At 71.7% G+C, this 17587-nt stretch carries 14 protein-coding genes and 2 pseudogenes; 6 read left to right on the top strand and 10 right to left on the bottom strand.

Annotated features, from left to right (window positions below; genetic code table 11):
- Positions 1 to 21: 21 nt before the first annotated feature.
- The 4 genes and pseudogenes from AB0F10_RS27310 to AB0F10_RS27295 form a co-directional block, all read right to left on the bottom strand.
- Complete coding sequence (locus AB0F10_RS27310) at positions 22 to 1110, bottom strand: DNA glycosylase AlkZ-like family protein (RefSeq protein WP_360630883.1); 1089 nt, start codon at positions 1108 to 1110, stop codon at positions 22 to 24.
- 37 nt (positions 1111 to 1147) lie between these two features.
- Positions 1148 to 1525: an MTH938/NDUFAF3 family protein gene (locus AB0F10_RS27305; RefSeq protein WP_360630880.1), complete on the bottom strand. Its 378-nt coding sequence runs from the start codon at positions 1523 to 1525 to the stop codon at positions 1148 to 1150.
- A gap of 117 nt (positions 1526 to 1642) precedes the next feature.
- Positions 1643 to 2443 carry an aminoglycoside phosphotransferase family protein gene (locus tag AB0F10_RS27300; protein WP_360630877.1) on the bottom strand — a complete coding sequence of 267 codons (801 nt, stop codon included), beginning with the start codon at positions 2441 to 2443 and terminating at the stop codon, positions 1643 to 1645.
- 263 nt (positions 2444 to 2706) lie between these two features.
- A pseudogene (locus AB0F10_RS27295) lies at positions 2707 to 3449 on the bottom strand (transcriptional regulator).
- Positions 3450 to 3560: 111 nt separating this feature from the next.
- On the opposite strand from AB0F10_RS27295, the pseudogene AB0F10_RS27290 reads away from it, so the two are divergent.
- The 5 genes and pseudogenes from AB0F10_RS27290 to AB0F10_RS27270 all read left to right on the top strand — a co-directional run.
- Positions 3561 to 3740 (top strand): annotated as a pseudogene (locus tag AB0F10_RS27290) (epoxide hydrolase); the annotation flags it as partial.
- 128 nt (positions 3741 to 3868) lie between these two features.
- Entirely contained in the window at positions 3869 to 5062 is a 1194-nt protein-coding gene (locus AB0F10_RS27285; protein ID WP_360630874.1) for an endonuclease, read from the top strand.
- Between the two features lie 200 nt (positions 5063 to 5262).
- Positions 5263 to 5919: a PAS domain S-box protein gene (locus tag AB0F10_RS27280; protein ID WP_360630871.1), complete on the top strand. Its 657-nt coding sequence runs from the start codon at positions 5263 to 5265 to the stop codon at positions 5917 to 5919.
- A 141-nt stretch (positions 5920 to 6060) separates the two neighbouring features.
- Positions 6061 to 7965 carry an ATP-binding protein gene (locus AB0F10_RS27275; RefSeq protein ID WP_360630868.1) on the top strand — a complete coding sequence of 635 codons (1905 nt, stop codon included), beginning with the start codon at positions 6061 to 6063 and terminating at the stop codon, positions 7963 to 7965.
- A gap of 9 nt (positions 7966 to 7974) precedes the next feature.
- Positions 7975 to 8391 carry a response regulator gene (locus tag AB0F10_RS27270; protein WP_360630865.1) on the top strand — a complete coding sequence of 139 codons (417 nt, stop codon included), beginning with the start codon at positions 7975 to 7977 and terminating at the stop codon, positions 8389 to 8391.
- Here AB0F10_RS27270 and AB0F10_RS27265 read toward each other — a convergent pair.
- From AB0F10_RS27265 to AB0F10_RS27240, 6 genes are all read right to left on the bottom strand, one after another.
- A complete protein-coding gene (locus AB0F10_RS27265; RefSeq protein ID WP_360630862.1) occupies positions 8388 to 10049 on the bottom strand; it encodes a fused response regulator/phosphatase in 1662 nt (553 codons plus the stop codon). The genes AB0F10_RS27270 and AB0F10_RS27265 overlap by 4 nt on opposite strands.
- Positions 10050 to 10203: 154 nt before the next feature.
- Positions 10204 to 12531, bottom strand: a complete 2328-nt coding sequence (locus AB0F10_RS27260) for a beta-L-arabinofuranosidase domain-containing protein (RefSeq protein WP_360630859.1) — start codon at positions 12529 to 12531, stop codon at positions 10204 to 10206.
- Between the two features lie 125 nt (positions 12532 to 12656).
- Positions 12657 to 13292 (bottom strand): fibronectin type III domain-containing protein, encoded by a 636-nt coding sequence (locus AB0F10_RS27255; protein WP_360630856.1) that lies wholly within the window; start codon positions 13290 to 13292, stop codon positions 12657 to 12659.
- Between the two features lie 145 nt (positions 13293 to 13437).
- On the bottom strand, positions 13438 to 13875 hold the full coding sequence (locus AB0F10_RS27250; protein WP_360630853.1) for a hypothetical protein: 438 nt from the start codon (positions 13873 to 13875) through the stop codon (positions 13438 to 13440).
- A 158-nt stretch (positions 13876 to 14033) separates the two neighbouring features.
- Positions 14034 to 15194 (bottom strand): helix-turn-helix transcriptional regulator, encoded by a 1161-nt coding sequence (locus AB0F10_RS27245; protein WP_360630850.1) that lies wholly within the window; start codon positions 15192 to 15194, stop codon positions 14034 to 14036.
- 406 nt (positions 15195 to 15600) lie between these two features.
- Positions 15601 to 17052 carry a GGDEF domain-containing protein gene (locus AB0F10_RS27240; RefSeq protein ID WP_360630847.1) on the bottom strand — a complete coding sequence of 484 codons (1452 nt, stop codon included), beginning with the start codon at positions 17050 to 17052 and terminating at the stop codon, positions 15601 to 15603.
- 371 nt (positions 17053 to 17423) lie between these two features.
- Here AB0F10_RS27240 and AB0F10_RS27235 point away from each other — a divergent pair.
- A partial coding sequence (locus AB0F10_RS27235) for a glycine--tRNA ligase subunit alpha (protein ID WP_360630925.1) occupies positions 17424 to 17587 on the top strand: 164 nt, incomplete at its 3' end.

Here is a 17587-nt window from a genome sequence, read left to right as displayed (position 1 = left end):
CCGCTCCGGCCGGGAGCGGGGTCAGGTGGCCAGGACGAGGTCCAGCCGGAGCCAGCCCGCCAGTTCCTTGATCTCGTGCCGCACCCCGGCGGCCATCGCCGGGGTGAACGGGCCGTCCTCGTGGATCGCGTCCACCCGCAGCACCCCGGCCCTGCGGTCGGCGGTGGCGTCGAGCTTGCCGACCAGCCGGTCCTCATAAAGGATCGGCAGGGCCCAGTAGCCCCAGCGGCGCTTGGCGGCCGGCTTGAACATCTCCAACTGGTAGTCGAACTCGAACAGCTCGGCCGTGCGCCTGCGGTCGTAGACCAGCCTGTCCAGTGGGGACAGCAGCGCGACGCGGCCGGCGAAGGCGGTGTCCAGCAGCTCCGGGTCGACCCGCCACCGGCCCTTCACGCCCTCGACCACCGCCGGCTCGCCGGCGGGCTCCACGCCGCCCCGGGTCGACGGCGCCCCGACGCGGGCGATGCCCAGCGCGCGCAGTCTCCGTTGCTCGCGGAGGCCCAGCGCCCGCTCGTAGGGCACCGCCTCGTCCGGGTAGACGCGCTCGGCCAGGTCCCACAGCCGATCGGTGCCGCGCCGGCCGGCGGCCGCGACCTCGCCGCGCTGCACCAGGAAGTCGATCATCTTGGTGATGTTGCGGTTGTTGGTCCAGCCGGACGAACGCCACGGGATCACGCACGTGTCGGGGAGCTCCCGGGTGGTCAGCGGCCCGTCGGCGCGCAGCCGGGAGAGGACGTCGAGCCGGCAACCGTTGTTGACGTCGACCCACTCGCGCAGCCCCTCCGCCCAGTCGGGCAGCGGCGGGCGCCCGGGCCACTCGGCCATCTCGGCCCGGTAGAGCGCGAGGTCCTCCGCCGGGTGGATCATGCCGCGCAGCTCCAGCAGGGCCTGCTCGTCGATGGCGTCGCGCAACTGCGCCGGGGAGTAGGAGGAGCCGAGACGGCTCCACAGCACCAGATCGGCGCTGGGCGCGACGGCCGAGGCCGGATCGTTCTGCAGCATCGTCAAGCGGCGCACCACGTCGAACATCCCGTCCGGCCGGTGGGCGTCCAGCAACTGGGCCCGGACGGCGAGGCGGCGCGCGTCGGCGCGCGACAGATGCACGGTCATCGGCCGAGACTAGGCGGCGGGTACGACACGACCGGCCTCAACAGGTCGAGTGGAACAGCCCTCCGACCGGCTGGGTCGCCGCCAGCTCGGTATAGATCCGTACCGCCTCCCTCGTCTCGGCGACGTACGCCGTGACGTCACGCTTCTCGAGGAATTCGAGCACCTCCCGGCCCACCCGCAGTTGCAGATCCATGCCGCGGGAGAGCACGACGGCGGTGGCGCCGTGCAGCAGCAGCTCCTCGACGTCGGCGGGCTGGATGCCGGGGCTGTGCCGCGTGCCGGTCTCCGCCCAGTCCCACGCCCGGCCGCCCCCGGGATGGAGCTTGGCGTCCTTGACCACCCCGAGGCCCTCCACGTCGATGCGCCCCCAGGAGATCTCCAGAATCCACGGCGATCGTCTCGCGTCCTCGACCACGACAGCTCCATTCGCCCGGCGCCCGCACGGACCGGGCGAGTGCGGCGCGCCGTCGTGACACTACTGCGCCGGTGGAGGCCGGGGCCGCCGACGCTCGGCGGCCCCGGCCGTGCCCTGTTAGGCCGTGACGGCCCGTTCGAGCAGGTTGCGGTGGCGGATCATCCACCCGGCGGCGCGGGCCCGCCAGGCCAGCGCCCACAACGGCGCCGGATCGGTCGAGTCCGGGGTGATGCCGGCACCGGCCGCCTCAGCGGCGCAGTCCCGGATCGCGAACTCGATCATTCTGCCGACCAGATCCCGCCGGCCGGCCCGGTGCAGCCCGTAGCCGTCGAGGAACAGCCGCAACTGCCCGGCGCGGGTGGCCGCGTCCGGCAGGTGGTGCCGTTCGGCGACGTCGTCGTCGTGCAACTGCGCGTGCCACCACGCGGCGGCGGCGACCTCGTCCAGGCGGTCGACCGGCCCGGCCAGGGTCCAGTCGATGAACGCCACCGGCCGGCCGTCGCGGGCTACGGTGTGCCACGGTCCGGCGTCGCAGTGGCCGATCACCGAATCCGGGCCCTGGTGATGCATCCACCAGGGCTGCCACGCCGCGTCCGGCGGCGGCCGGAAGCCGGCCGTGGCGGTGTGCAGATCGCGCAGCAGCGTTCCCACCTGCACGATGCCCTCGTCGGACCAGGCGTGCGGATGGGCGATGCCGCCCTCGACATAGGTCAGCACCTCGTTGCCGGCGGCGTCGATGCCGTCGCCCACCACCCTCGGCGCGCCGGCGAATCCGACGTCCTCGAGGTGGCGCAGCAGGGCGTGGACGGTGACCGTCCAGGGCCGGGCGGGACGCTTGATCGTCCCGCCGATTCGGATGACATGACTGGGTCCGCCCTCGGCCGCGGCGAGCGGCTCGGAGGACGATGCGGAAACCACGAATTTCTCCTCGTGTCAGCGCGGTAAGCGGTGATACGGCGCCGGATGACGGCGCCGCGAGCCGGCGGCGCGGAGAAGACCGCGGCCGGCGGTGCCGCTACGAGGCAGGGAGTTCGCGGCGGGCGTTCAGATCGCGGCGAACTCACGGGTCGTAGCGGAAACGGCCACCTCGCTGGAGACCATGCATGTCATCGGGACCTCCTCGCCGAGCAGAGGACCGAAGGCTATGGGATCGCGCGCGGCACCGCGATCGATTTTCCGGATCAGCCGACGGCCTCGGTGAGGCGGGCGGCGAGGTCCCGGAGGTGCGCGATCAGCTCGGGCGGGCCGTGGACCCGGAAGCCGAACCCGAACGACGCGACGTAGACGGCGATCTCGTCGAGCGAGTCGGATCCGGTGTGCAGCAGGCAGGTGTGCGGGTCGACCGCCTCGATCACGCCGACGGTGTGCGGGATGCGTTCGGCGGGCACCCGCAGCGTGATCCGGGCCTGGTAGCGGTAGGGGGCCGTGGAGACGCCGTGCGCGAGGTAGCCGGTGAGGTCCGCGTCGGGTGCCGGCCGGGGCGCGAAGCGCGGGCCGGCCGGCGCCCGGGGACGGATCCGGTCGGCGCGATAGGTGCGCCAGTCGCACCGGTCGGTGTCCCAGCCCAGCAGGTACCAGCGGCGCCCGGAGTGCACGAGCCGGTGTGGTTCGGTGTCGCGCAACGACTCGGTGCCGTCGTGGCGCCGGCGGCGGTGCGCAGCCCGATGGCGACGGCCGCGGCCTCCTCGTCGTCAAGCAGCAGCGGCGGCAGCTTCGTTCCGGCGCCGAGCCGGTAGCCGGCCGCACCGGGGGTGGCGTGCACCGGGTAGCCGAGTTCGCGCAGCTTCTGGATGTCGCGCCGCGCGGTACGCACGTCCACCTCGAGGCGTTGTGCCAGGTCGCACCCGGTCCGGTCGCCGGGCGTCTGCAGCAGCGAGAGCAGGCGCAGCAGCCGGGCGGAGGTCTCCGGATCGAGATCCCCCAGGATCACCTCGACGACCTGCGGCACCGGCTCGCCGACACCCGCTGGCCGGACGTGCTGCCCGACGGCGGCTGGGAGGCCGGCGACTGGGGGCGGGCCCGGCCGCGCTCGTCGGTGCCGACCGGGGTGGCGGTGTTCCCCAACGACCTCACCATCCGGCGGCTCGCCGAGCGCGACCACAACGTCGTGCACTGGAGCGAGTTCGGCCGCGGCGGGCACTTCGCCGCCCTGGAGGCGCCCGACCTCCTGGTCGGCGACGTGCGCGAGTTCTTCCGTGAACTTCGTGCCCGATGACAGACCTCCCGCGGCCGTCCTGAGCGGCCCCGGCGCCCGGCCTTATGACGAACCTGGTATGGGACGCTCCGCGAGCCGTTCTCCCATACTGCTGATATTCGTCGATGTGCCTGGTGAACGGAGCAGAGATGTCCGGACTTTCGTCGCATCGGCGCGCTGTCGCGCTGTCGATGCCCGCCCTGCTGGGCCTGCTGGCCCTGGCCGTCCCGATGCTCCGGGCGCCGGCCGGCACCACGCCCGCGATGCGGCCGGCGGCCGCCGCCACGATGACCGTCGCGCAGGCGATCAGCGGCCAGAGCGGCGGCACCGGCACGGTCAAGGGTTACATCGTCGGCCAGCCCACCGCCACCAACACGGTGCTCTTCAGCAACTTCACCGGCGACACCGCGCTGGCGATCGCCGACAGCAGCAGCGAGACCGACACCGGCGACATGCTGTACGTGCAGATCACCAGCGCCTACCGGGCGAGCTTCGGGCTGCAGAGCAACCCGAGCCTGACCGGGGACGCGCTCACCGTGACCGGCACGCTGACCGCGTACTTCACGCACGCGGGCCTCAAGTCGCCGACCGCGATGACGCTCGGCAGTGGCGGAAGCACCCCGACCCCGACACCGACCGGCACCGCGGCGCCGCCTACCGGCTACTACGCGGCCGCGGCCGGCAAGTCCGGCGCCGCGCTCAAGAGCGCGCTGCACGGCATCATCTCCAGCGGGGTGACCACGCTGTCGTACGACGGGGTCTGGAACGCGCTCAAGGTCACCGACCAGGACCCCTCGAACTCCGCGAACGTGATCCTGCTCTACTCCGGGATCAGCCGGTCGAAGTCGCTCAACGGCGGCGACCTCGGTGACTGGAACCGTGAGCACGTCTGGGCGAAGTCGCACGGCGACTTCGGCACCGCCGCGGGGCCCGGCACCGACCTGCACCACCTTCGCCCGGAGGACGTGCACGTCAACGCCGAGCGGGACAACAAGGACTTCGACGCCGGCGGCACCACCGTCGCGGACGCGCCGGGCAACCGGAGCGACGCCGACTCGTGGGAGCCGCGGGCCTCGGTCAAGGGCGACGTCGCGCGAATGATCTTCTACATGGCGGTGCGTTACGAGGGCGGCGACTCCTATCCCAACCTCGAGGTCGATGACGTCACCGGCAGCGGCACGGCACCGCGGATCGGCCGGCTCTCCGCGCTGCGGCAGTGGAACCTGCAGGACCCGCCGGACGCGTTCGAGATGCGGCGCAACGAACTGATCTACAGCAGTTACCAGCACAATCGCAACCCGTTCATCGACCACCCCGAGTGGGTCACCTCGATTTTCGGGTAGTGGCCGGGCGCCCGGGAACGGCGATATCGTCGCTCCCGGGCCCACGGGCGGCACAATTGTCCAGGGCCGGTCGTCCCTTGTGCGCTCCAAAGTCGCCGGGTTAGCCTATTTGCTGCAAAAAGCTGGACGGCTCGACGGAAGGCCTTTCACATGGTCATTTTGCCGGCCCTGGTGCGAGGACTTCTCTTGCGGATTCGAATATGAACGCGCCCGGCGACCGCTTGGGGTGGCCCGCGGGTGAGGCCCGGTTTGCCGCGGCGACCGCGCCGGCTGCCGGGGACGACGCCGGGCTCGCGGACATCGTCCGTTCCTCGCACGACGCGATCGTCGGCGTGACGCTCGACGGCGTGGTGACCACGTGGAACCGGGCCGCCGAACGGCTTTACGGCTATCGCGCCGAAGAGATCGTCGGGAGGCGCGCCGACCGGCTCTGCCCGCCCGGGCACCGGGCCGGCGAGGCCGATGTCGTGCGCCGGCTCGTCCGCGGCGAGCGGATCGACGCGTACGCGACCGAACGGATCCGCCGCGACGGGAGCACCGTCGCGGTCCGGATCCGGGTCTCCCCCATCGCCGACGGCGCGGGGAAGATCGTCGGAATCGCCACCAGCGCCCGCGCCGACGACGCGCAACGGCCGCCGGCCGCCGTCACGCAGGGCGTCCTCACCTCCCGCACCAGCCACGAGCTGCGCACCCCGCTGCAGGCCGTCATCGGCTTCACCGGCACCCTGCTGCTGCGCCTCCCGGGCCCCCTCAACGCCGAGCAGGAGCGCCAGCTCGAGCTCGTGCAGGAGAGCGCCCGCCAACTGCTGTCACTGATCAACGATTTGTCGCGCCCGGCCAAGGCCGACGATTTGTAAGTCCTCAGTGGATGGTGGTCAGCTGAATTGGAGGTGTACTCCGATCAGGTGATGGTCGATGTCCCCGCGGGTGGATAAGGTGTGGGCTTGACCCGGCCGGGAATGGTCGGTCTGTCTGCGTGGTCGGGTGGTGTGCGAACCATGGAGTGGTGGCAGCTGACCGCATTGGCCAACGCGGTCATTCTCGGCGCCTATCTGGCGATCTCATTCGCCATCGGGCGCGGGCTGTGGCAATCCGGGCAGTGGCGAAACAATCCGCTCGGGCTGGCGACCGCGGCGATCTTCTTCAGCTGCGCGGTGCACCACGGTGCACACACCGCGCATCTGATGCTCCCCTACCTGGACCCGAGCATGCACTCGGGGCTGGCGATGCGCCACGCGTTCGGGAGTCCCTCCATAGCGAGCTGGGACGTCGTCACCGCCGGGGTCGCGGTCTGGTATTGGACGCTGCGCGGCCGGTTCCCGGCGCTGGTGCGCGGCGCGGCGGTGTTCGAGGACCTACGGTTGCGGCAGGCGGCCGAGGCCACCCTGCGCGCCAGCGAGGAGCGCTACCGCGGCATCGTGGAGACCACGAGCGAGGGCGTGCTGCTGCTCGACCGCGAGGGGCGGATCAGCTACTCCAACGGGCGGTTCGCCGCGATGCTGGGCCGGCCGCCGGCCGAGTTGTCGGGCGCGGCGATGACGAGCCTGGTGACCGAGGCCGACCGGGTCGTCGTCGAGCGGGAGCTGGCCGGCGCCGCCGAGGGCGGGACCCGCCGGGTCGAGCTCGCGCTGCACCGCGCCGACGGCCAGGTGATGTGCGCGCAGGTCGCCCTGACGGCGCGCGTCGACGACGGCGGCGTGCTCGCGATGGTCGCCGACGTGACCGCGCAGAAGAACATCGAGGCGCAGCTGCGCCAGGCGCAGAAGCTCGACGCGGTGGGTCAGCTCGCCGGCGGGGTGGCGCACGACTTCAACAACCTGCTGACCGTCATCGACGGGTACGCGGCCCTGCTGCTCGCCCGGGCCGACGAGGCGGCCGCCCGCGACCTCACCATGATCCGCGAGGCGGCGACCCGGGCCGGCGCGCTGACCCGGCAGCTGCTGGCCTTCTCCCGGACCCAGACGGCCGAGGAGCGCGTCATCGACGTCGTCGGGCTCGTCACGGGGGTCGAGGGGATGCTGCACCGGCTCATCCGCGAGGACGTCGAGCTGGTGGTGCGGGCGGCGACCACGTCGTTGCACGTACGCGTCGATCCGGGCCAGCTGGAGCAGGTGCTCGTCAATCTCGCCGTCAACGCCCGCGACGCGATGCCCGACGGCGGGACCCTGACCATCGCCACCGACCGTGTCGAGGTCGACGCCGACGACGCCGCCCAGCTCGGCGCCCAGCCCGGCGAGTACGCCCTGATCACCGTCGACGACGCCGGCTGCGGCATGTCGGCGGAGGTGGCCGCCCGCATCTTCGAGCCGTTCTTCACCACGAAGGAGCAGGGCAAGGGCACCGGCCTGGGAATGTCCACCGTCTACGGCATAGTGACCCAGGCCGGCGGCAGCATCCAGGTGAATACGCGTCCGGGGCTGGGCACCTCGGTCGAGGTGTACCTGCCGATGACCACGGCGGAGCTGCCCGTCGGGCCCGCGCCGGACCTGGTGCCGCAGCGGCTCGCGACGGGCACCGAGACGATCCTGTTCATCGAGGACGACCACGCCGTCCGCACGCTCACCGAGCGGATACTGCGCACCGCCGGATACCGGGTGCTGTCCGGCGTCGACGGCCACCACGCTCTCCGGATCATGCAAAGGAACCCGGAGATCAGCCTGCTGGTCACCGACGTCATCATGCCGGGCATGAACGGCCAGCAGCTCGCCGACCGGATCACCGCCATGCTGCCCGGCCTCCCGGTGATCTTCACCTCGGCGCACACCCACGGCGTGCTCACCCCCACGACCCGGGACGACCCCGGCGTCGCCTTCCTGGAGAAGCCCTACACGGCCACGGGAATCACCCGGACGGTCCGCGCCGTCCTGGACGCTCACACCACCACGTCAACGGCGACGAACTGAGGTAACCGGGTGTCAATCGATCCGACCGGGAACGCCGAGGGTGCCGCGGTGACCGGGACCGTGCTCTACATCGACGACAGTGCCATCAACACGATCCTCGTCGAGCGGATCCTCGCCTGCCGGCCCGAGGTGGTGTTCGGCTCCGCACCGGACGGCCGCTCCGGCCTGGACAGCGCCGGCCGGCTGCACCCGGACCTGGTGCTGCTCGACCTCACGCTGCCCGACATCAGCGGCGAGCAGGTCCTCGCGCAGCTTCGCGCCGACCCCGCCACCAGCGGCATCCCGGTGGTCGTGGTCAGCGGCGAGACCGACCCCTCGGTCCACCTCCGGCTCCTGGCGCAGGGTGCGCGGTGCTGCCTGACCAAGCCGTACGAGATCGAGGACCTGCTCCGGGTCGTCGACGACTCGCTGAGCAGGGCGGCTTAGGCTCCTTCGGCGGTCCAGAGGACGGCGACGCAGGCGTCGTCGTCCGGCGAGTCGCCGCCGAGCACCTCCCTGACGATCTGCTCGGCGAGGTCCTGCGCGTCCGGCGGCGGATAGGGCTGGTCGGCCGCGAGTTCGGCGAGCGCCCGCACGACGGCGTGCGGGAGCCGCAGCGCGTCGCCCGCCGCCGGCTCGCTGTGCCGGTCCGTCAGGCCGTCGGTGTAAGCGCACAGCACCGCGCCCGGCCCCATGGTCAGGTGCTGCCCGGTGAACTCGGCGTCGGGGAAGAGCCCCAGCGCCGGGCCGCGCTGCCTCAGCAGGGCCACCGCCGGCACCCCGCCGCTGCGCGGCATGACCATCAGGGGTACGGGATGACCGGCGTTCGCGATGCACACGCCGCCGGTGTCGGGGTCGTAGATCGCAACGACGGTGGTGACGAACGTGTCGCCCGGCAGGTTGCCGGCCAGCAGCCGGTTGAGCCGGGTCAGCAGCCGGGCCGGGTCGGGGTCCTCGAAGGCGTAGGCGCGCAGCGCCGCGAGGATCGGCGCCATGGCGGCGGCCGCCGGCTGGTCGTGGCCGGCCACCTCACCGACCGACAGCAGGATCCGGTCGCCGGAGATCTGCTGCACGTCGTACCAGCCGGTGCCGACGTCCAGGCGTTCGGGTGCGGCCAGGTAGACCGCGCCCAGGCTCGCGCCGTCGACCATCGGCAGCGTCTGCGGCAGCACGGCGCGGTGGAAGGAGTCGACGGCGCGGCGTTCCGCGTGCCACTGCGTCTGGGCCTGCAGGTGGGCGCGCTGGGCGTGGCGTACCTCGGTGACGTCCTGCGCGACCCCCCACACGACCCGGGGCGTCTGCGCCTGCTGCCGTCCGGGCCCGGCCGTCCGGCAGGACACGATCAGTTCGTGCACCGCGCCGTCCATGTCCGCGACGCGCACCTCGGCGAGGTTGGGCACGCCGGTGCGCCAGGTGTTCCCGGCGATGGTCAGCAACCGGGCGAGGTCCTCGGGATGCACCCGCTGGCGAAGCTGGTCGAGGCGCACCCGGGCCGAGGGGAGCCGGAGCAGGTCGCGCAGGCCGATCGACAGCACGATCAGGCCCGCCTCCGAGTCGAGGTCCCAGGTGCCGGACTGGGTGAGCTGGTGGGTCTCCTCCAGCCGGTCGGCGAAGTCCGCGGCCAGCGACCGCCACTGCTCGGTCAGGTCGTCGGCGGGCTGCCCGGATTGCCGGCCCGCCGTGGCGGCGGCGTCGGCGGCGGCGAGGTCGCCGGCCTGGTCCGGCTCGGCGAGGCTCTCGGCGCCCAGCAGGGCGTCGATCGTCGCCAGCACCATGCCGGGCTGCGCCGGCTTGAAGATCACATCCCGGACCCCGCAGGCGCGGGCCATGGGCTCGATCTCCTCGTGGCCGTAGTGCGCGGTGCTGAACGCGATGGGTATGTGGCTGGTCGTCGGCTGACTGCGCAGCATCCGGGCCAGTTCGTAGCCGTCCAGGTTCGGCATCATGACATCGGTGATCACCGCGTCCGGCAGCCGCCGGCGGGCGAGCATCAGCGCGGCGTCGCCGTCGGCGGCCTCGCAGGCCTGATGCCCCCGGTAGCCCAGCAAGGTCCGCAGAAAGTCCCGGCTGATCGGATCGTCATCGACAACCAACACGGTCGCCATCGGTCTCCAATCACGGTGGAAACCTCCCGGAGGTCCCCTTCGATGAACACCGCACATGATGCGGCCTCCCGCATACCGAGTCTCGCACTCGTTGTCCGTCGCGCCACACCGCCGCCGATCGTTCTTATCGGACCGACCGGCGGCGGCGCCGGCGTCAGGTGAGGCGCACCAGGCGCCAGCGGTTGTCCGCGCTGCCGTTGTCGGGGTCCTGAACGGCCTGGGCGCCGCGGGTGGCCGAGCCGTTGAGGATGGCGAGCAGCTTGCCGCTGTTGACGTTGCGGATCCGGTACGTGCCGTCGCCGTTGTCGATCAGGGTCCAGCGGTGGTCGGCGGTGCCGTTGTCGGACCACTGCAGCACCCGGGCATTGTCCGCGGTGGACATGTTCTCCACGCCGAGGACCTTGCCGCTGTTGACGTTGCGGAACCTGACCGCGGAGCCGTCGGTCACCATGGCCCAGTTGTGGTCGGCGGTGCCGCTGTCGTCCCACTGCAGGGCCAGGCCGCCGTCGGCGGTGGACATGTCCTGGATGCCGAGCACCAGGCCGCTGCCGACGTTGACCAGCTTGTAGGTGGCGGCCGCGGCGCCGGTGTTCCAGTAGACCGCGTAGTTGAAGCCCTGCGCGTCGTGGAACGGGCCGATGTTCACCGTGGACCCGTTCGCGGTGGCGGTGAACGCCAGGCTGCCGGTGCCGGTCCGGGTGATGCTCGAGACGGTCAGCGTGGGCAGGCCGGACAGCGTGGTGCTGCCGTAGTTTCCGCAGAGCACGGCCGGGCCGTACGTGATCGCCTGGATGTTCGCGTTGTCGTTCGTGGCCCGCATGACCACCCGCATCGGCAGCGTCACCGTGATCGTGTCCCCGGCCGCCCAGGTCCGGGTGACGGTGGCGTAGCTGCCGGGCGTCGCCGTGACACTCTGCACGGTCCCGTTGACGCTGATGGTCGCGCCGGTGGTCCACGACGGTATCCGCAGCCGGATGCTCCACGATCCGCTCATGGTGCCGGACAGCGTCAGCGTCGTGGTGTCGCTGACCGGGTACGTGGTGCTCTGGGTGACCGTGATGCCGCGCTGGGTCCAGGTCAGCACCGACGCCGCGTAGAGGTTCACCGTCAGCGTGGTGTCGTTGTAGAAGTAGATGGAGTCCATCAGCTTCGTGTTGATCTCGACGCCGGTGCCCTGGCAGCACCAGAAGCTGTTGTAGTCGGTGGACCAGGTGCCGCCGCCCCAGGCGGGGCCGACGCCCCGGCGTCCGCCGGGGTTCAGCGGCGTGAAATAGGTGACGTGGCCGTGGCCGTCGGCCGGGTTCTGCGCCCCGATGACGTGGTTGAGCAGGGCCCGCTCGTAGAAGTCGAAGTAGTCGGCCCGGCTCGGATCGATCTGCCACAGCTCCCGGGTCAGCTTCAGCATGTTGTAGGAGTTGCAGTGCTCGCAGGTGTCGTTGGTGAGGTAGCCGGCGATCGCGTTCGGGGCACGGAAGTGCTCGGCCTGGCTGTTGCCGCCGATCACGTAGGTGTGCGCGCCGGTGGCGATCCGCCAGGCGTTGGCGGCGATGTCGCGATAGCGGGTCGTACCGGTGGCCTTGTACTCCCGGGCCGCGCCGACCCACTTCGGCACCTGCGTGTTGGCGTGCAGGCCGTTGAGCTGGTCCTGATTGGAGGCCAGCGGGTTGAACACCGCGGCGTGGTCGAACCGCTGGGCCACGGTCAGCCAGCGCCCGTCCCCGGTCTGCTGGTAGATGTCGGCCAGCACCTCGTTCATGCCGCCGAACTCGGTGCCGAGCATGGCCTGCATCTGGCTGGAGCTCAGCCGCGCGGTGCGGGTGTCGACCCAGCCGGCCAGCGCGAGGAGCACGTCACGGGCCTGGACGTTGCCGAGGTGACGCCACACGTCGAGCAGGCCGGCAAGGGTCTTGTGAACGCAGTAGTAGGGCACGTTGCCGTTCGTCAGGGTCCGCGCCTCGAGGGCGGTGAAGTCGGACTCCGGAAACCCGGACAGGTATCCGGTGCCGAAGCCGGCGGCGCCGTTGTTGGCCTGGCACTTGGCCAGTTCGGCCACCATGTAGTTGGCCTTGTCGCGGCAGGTGGTGTCGCCGAGCACCGCGGCGGCCTGCGCCCAGGCGGTCAGCAGGTGGCCCTGCATGTGGGTGCGGAAGGGGAACGACGGCGCGTCCCAGCCGCCGGTCGCGGCGGCGCCGTTGGTGGACAGCCGGTGGTTGGCCCGGAAGTTGTAGAGCAGCCGGTCGGCGTCGACGAACCGCAGGTAGCTCAGCGTCCGGTTCTGGTTGTCCAGCCACCGGCCGGCGGTGAGCCGCACCTGGCCGAGCGGGAACGGGTACGCCGAGACGCCAAGGTCCGGCCGCACCGGCGGCACGACGGCCGCGGCGGCGGGGCCGGCGCCGAACGGCCCGACACCGGCCGCGGAGACCAGCGCCCCCGTGCCGGCGGCTTGCAGCAGCCGGCGTCGGCTGACAGGCATGGACGACATGGAAACCTCCGAATAGCAGAGCGCCGTAATGATCCACTTTAAGACGATGTGAACGTTCACAATCGTGTGCCGAGGATGCTACGGGATTGTTTCCATCCATTCAAGGAGATGATTGTGTTGCGGGCTCAGCCGTCGGTCATCACGGCGCGCGAGCGGGCGACGGTCACGTTGTAGGCGCTCACCTGGGAGAGCCGCATCCGGACCGCGTTGACGACGAAGACGTACGCGTGACCCGGCCGCAGGCCGCTCACGTCCGCCGTCATCTCGTGACAGCCCACACCCGGCTTGACCACGGTCCAGGTGAGTTCCGGCTGCCGGCCGACCACGAGCTCCTGGGAGAGGGCCGCGACCCGGTAGGCGATGACGGAGGAGTCGCCGGGGTGATACCAGCCGACGGTCGCGTTCGTGCGGCCGAGCCGCACCGTCGCGATCTCGATCCGGCCCAGCGGGTGGGACTTGACGCAGTCCTGCTCCTTGGGCCGCACGCCGGGCTTCGGGGAGGGCGGCGCGGGGACGGCCCGGGGCGGAGCCTCGGCCTTCGCGGACGGGGAGGGCGAGGCGGGCGAGGCGGACGAGGCGGATGAGGCGGATGGTGCCGGCCGTGCGGCTCCCGTCGCCACGACGATCCAGCTCTGCCCGGCGGGCCTCGCCCCGGCGGCCACGTCCGGGCCGGTGCCGCCGGCCGGGGACGGGCCGCAGCCGGTCAGCACGAGCGGCACGAGGGCAGCGGCGGCGCAGAGAATGCCCGAACGACGGTTCACCGGGGAACCCTTCCAGCGGACGGCACGGTCAGCCACACCTATCGGCGACCGGCGACCCCGGTTGAGACTCGTCCGGATACCGGGGGCGGTATCCGGACGAATCCGCGTCTTCCCGGCTAGCGCGGGGCGCCCGCCGGCCTTTGAATCAGGACTTGGTCTCGTCGCTGCAGGACCAGGTGCCGTATTCGACCCCATCCGAGGAGCGGATCTCACACACCCGCACGGTGAGGTTCTCGGCGATGTCGTAGTTGCACTGGCGGATCGCGGAACCGTTGTCGCCGATGCTGGTGGTGTCGTAGCAGCCGGTGCGCAGGTCGTGCCACTTGTACAGGTCGCAGTTGGCGTTCGCGCAGATCAGGCTCTGAATCTTGGCGTACACCGAGTAGCCGTCGGCATCCAGGTCGTAGACGTAGAGCCAGTCACCGTCCGGGTAGAACGTCGACAGGCCCCAGGCCTTGCTGACACTCACGTTCAGCCCGCTCGCGGCGGCGGAACCCTCCGTACCGGCGACCATGATCGCGCTCGCCGCCAGCGCCAGGCCGACCTGGGCCAGCCTCTTGAGCTTCGTAGTTCTGGTCTTCAATCCGGATCCTCTCGACGTAAGCGCCGCACAGCACGCTCGACTGAAGATCTTTTTAGCGGCTGCATTGATTGATCTCGACGGGGCGGACGGGAAATCAATCAAACCCGCCCGCGCCGGGGCCGAACCCGGCGGTCGACCCGATGACGCCCGGCGCCCAGCTACGCCGGGTAGGAGCAGGCCGCGGTCGCGGCCTCGGTGCGCTGCGCGGCGGTCAGCGAGACCGGCGCGAACCTCGTGCCGGGCCGGCCCGGGCCGGCGGACCGGGCGTCGAGGATCCCGGTCGGCCCGTCGCCGCCGAGGCAGGCGACCGCGACGATCAGCACCGGTTCCGGCCCGGGGGCGACCCCGCCGACCCGCCAGGAAACGCCGAAGCCGGCACTGTCCGCCTTCTCCTCGGTGAAGCCGACCTGGCGCCAGCGGCGCGCCGTCGGCGGCTCGACCGGCTGGTAGAGGGCGGCGAAGCCCACGATGTCCAGGCGGGTTCCGGTCGCGGCGAGCCGCACCGTACCCGGCTGCGCCGGGTCCGCGGCCGCCGTCAGCGCGATGGAGCCGGGCGGCGTCCGGTCGTCGGCGCACCGGACCGCGGCGAGGTCCCGCGGCGGGTTGCCGTGCACGATTCCCGACGCGATGACGTCGCCGTCGGGCAGCTTGAACCAGCGGACGTCGGGCGAGCCGCCGGTGTTGTCGTGGATCTTCTCGCCGAGGCAGTAGCCGACGAAGCCGATCGTGCACCCGCTCGGGATCGTCCGGGGGCTCGGCGCGTCCCGGGCCGCGCCGGTGCGGACCCGCGCCCCGCCGCCGTAACTCTCCGCGGTGAACGCCGGATCGGCCGGCTGCGCCGGGCAGCCGGAGCCGTCGTGCGCCCGCACGACCAGCACGCCGACGGTCCCGGCCAGGAGCACCGGCACGGCGGCCCAGGCCAGGAGTCGCCGGCGCGACGGCCGGCCACGCGGGGCGACCGCTTCGACCGGGGCGGGCGGCTCGGCGGCGGCCGGTGCCGGTCCGGCCATCACCGGTTCGGGCGCGGCGGGGCAGGGTGCAGATGCGGCCGCCGCCAGGTCGGCCTCCAGCTCGTGCCAGCGCCGGCTCCACAGGTCGACATCGCCGCGGCAGGCACCGACATAGGCGAGCACCACGTCGAGGGTGGGCTTGCGGGTGCCGCCGGCCGCCTCGGACAGGGTGGCGGCGCTGTAACCGGCGCTCTTGGCCAGTGCGCGGTAGGTGGGGCTGCCCGCCTCGGTGCGCACCTTGCGCAGCGCGAAGGCGAACGCCTGGAGTGGACCGGCCGCCGGGTCCACCGCCTTCTCCTGACGAGCCACCCTGCTCCCCCCGCTATGGCGGCCCGCGGCCGTCTCGTCGCCGGGAACAGGTCGTCAAGCCGTCCGGACGCGGGCCACCTTATCAAGGGTTCACAAAGGCGCTCCGACACAAAGGCGGCGACCACAATGGACACACCGGCCGCAGGGTGTCCGGTCGCCGGTCCACCAGGTGCTCTGGCGGGAACCGCCGCACCTGACGCACCCCGGCGACCGGGCTCGGGTCGCATCGGACGGCGCGGGCGAGCCGTCTCCGCCGCCGCCCTGGTACGTGCCGCCCCACCTCACGCAGGCGTTTGGGCGGGAACGCGGAAACCGGGCTCGTGACCGGCACGACCGACGAGGTCTGCCGGCGACGCGCGTTGTTCGCCATGCCGGGCCCGGAGTGATCAATCATTCTCGGACAAGGTCACGGCCGGCTGCGGTGCCGGCCGACGCTCACCGGCTCCCGTACCGGTTCCGGCTCCCACGGCGGAACCGGCAGCGCCGGCCCGCGCTGCGGGCTCACCGGGTATGGCTGCTGTGGTGACTTGCGGACGTACATCTCGGCGTCGGCGGCCTTGACCAGGGCGTCTCCCGACAGGTCGGCGCCGGTGCCGGCGGCCATGCCGACCGCCACCCCGAGCGGGAGGTCGTGGCCCGCCCACCGCACCGGTCGCACCGCCAGGTCCTCCACCCGGCGGCGCAGGCCCTCCGCGTCGGCGAACCCGGTGTTGCGGCAGAGGACCAGGAACTCGTCGCCGCCGATCCGGGCCGCGATGTCGTCGGCCCGCAGCGTGTTCGTGAGCCGCTCCGCGAAGGTACGAAGGACGTGGTCGCCCGCCTCGTGGCCGTACTCGTCGTTGATGATCTTGAACTTGTTGAGGTCGCAGTACAGGACGGCCAGCCCCGGCGACTGCCCGTAGCGGCAGCGTTCGGTCTCCTGCTGGAGCAGGGCGAAGAACCGGCGCCGATTGATCAGCCCGGTCAGTTCGTCGTGGTGTGCCTGGTAGCGAAGCGCCTCCTGGTCCGCCGTGCGTTCCGCGACCAGCAGGCCGATTCGCATGATCACCAGGGGGATCACGAGCAGCGCGCCGAGCGCCAGCAGCAGCGTGTCGGGGGTCCGGCCGAACAGCGGCGGCAGGCTGCCGACGACCGGAACGAGGGCCAGTACGAGGCCGAGATGGTGCAGCTTCACCGGCGTCAGTTCGCCGCGCCGCCAGCCGTCGGGCTGGGTGAACTCCTTGGCGCTCGGATGCAGCGCCGCCGCGGCCAGGCCGAGGTAGCCGACGATCGCGCACAGGTCGACGATCGGCGAGTAGTGGTCGCTGTCCGGCCGGGAGGTCATCAGCGAGGTGACCACGCTCACCACGGTGGAGACCAGACTGATCACGAAGTAGCGCAGCGATACCCGCGCGGTGCCCGCCGTGCGGGCGATCCGCAGCAGCGCGCCCATGCTGGCCGTCAGCATCAGCAACTTGATCAGGTAGACCGCCTGGGTGGGCGCGCCCGCCCCGACGTCCTGCAACTGCGGCCGGAGCAGAAGCTCCCACGCCGGGGTGATCAGGCCGATGCCGATCAGGGCGGCGTCGATGACGCCGCCGCGGTCGCCGGCGCCGTGCCGGAACACGACGAGCAGGGCCGCGCTCAGGATGCACACGTACGCGACGACCTGCAGTACCAGGACGGCCGGGCCGTGGGCGCCGACCGGGATGCCCAGGCCCAGATCCAGGAACCACAGGAGGTTGAAGATCGTGAAGAGCCCGGTGCCGAGCAGCAGGACGTACCAGGTGCCACGCTGCTCGACCTTGTTGATCCGCAGGCCCACGGTGATCCCGACGACCGACGCGGCGCTGGCCGCGGTCACGATCGCCAGGCGCACCGAGGTGGGGCTCGCCAGATGCACCACACAGGCGGCGAGCGCCGTTACCAGGTACGCGAGTTGGATAAGGCGTGGGCGCCCGGCCGGGCGCCGTGCCGTCCTCGTCTGCACATCGGCCCTATCGGCAGGGCCGGTCCGCGGTTGAGAAACGTCAGAGTGATCGCCCCGACACCCGCCGGACGCCGATCTTCGCCTCGAGCGGGTGGACGCCCGCGCGAAATGCAATAGCACCGCATCAATCGGGGCCGGCAAATCAATTAGACGGCGTCAATACAATTATGCGCGGCGCCATCCGGCCGCCGTGTCGCCGAAGGCAGGAACGGCTCGGTGCGCCGCATCGGAACCGGACAGCTCGTATAGACTCCGGCTCCATGCTCACGATGCAGGAAGCACTGGCCCGGTTGACGGCGTATTGGACGGCACAGGGGTGCCTGACCGTGCAGCCGATGAACACCGAGGTCGGCGCCGGCACCCTCAACCCGGCCACCTTCCTGCGGGTGCTCGGCCCGGAGCCCTGGCGCGTCGTCTACGTCGA

It is taken from the genome of Actinoplanes sp. NPDC026623 (assembly GCF_040638275.1).
In the GTDB taxonomy this organism is placed as follows: Bacteria; Actinomycetota; Actinomycetes; order Mycobacteriales; family Micromonosporaceae; genus Actinoplanes.
Note: the sequence above shows the minus strand (reverse complement) of the source record. Positions and strands in the feature narration are given on the sequence as shown.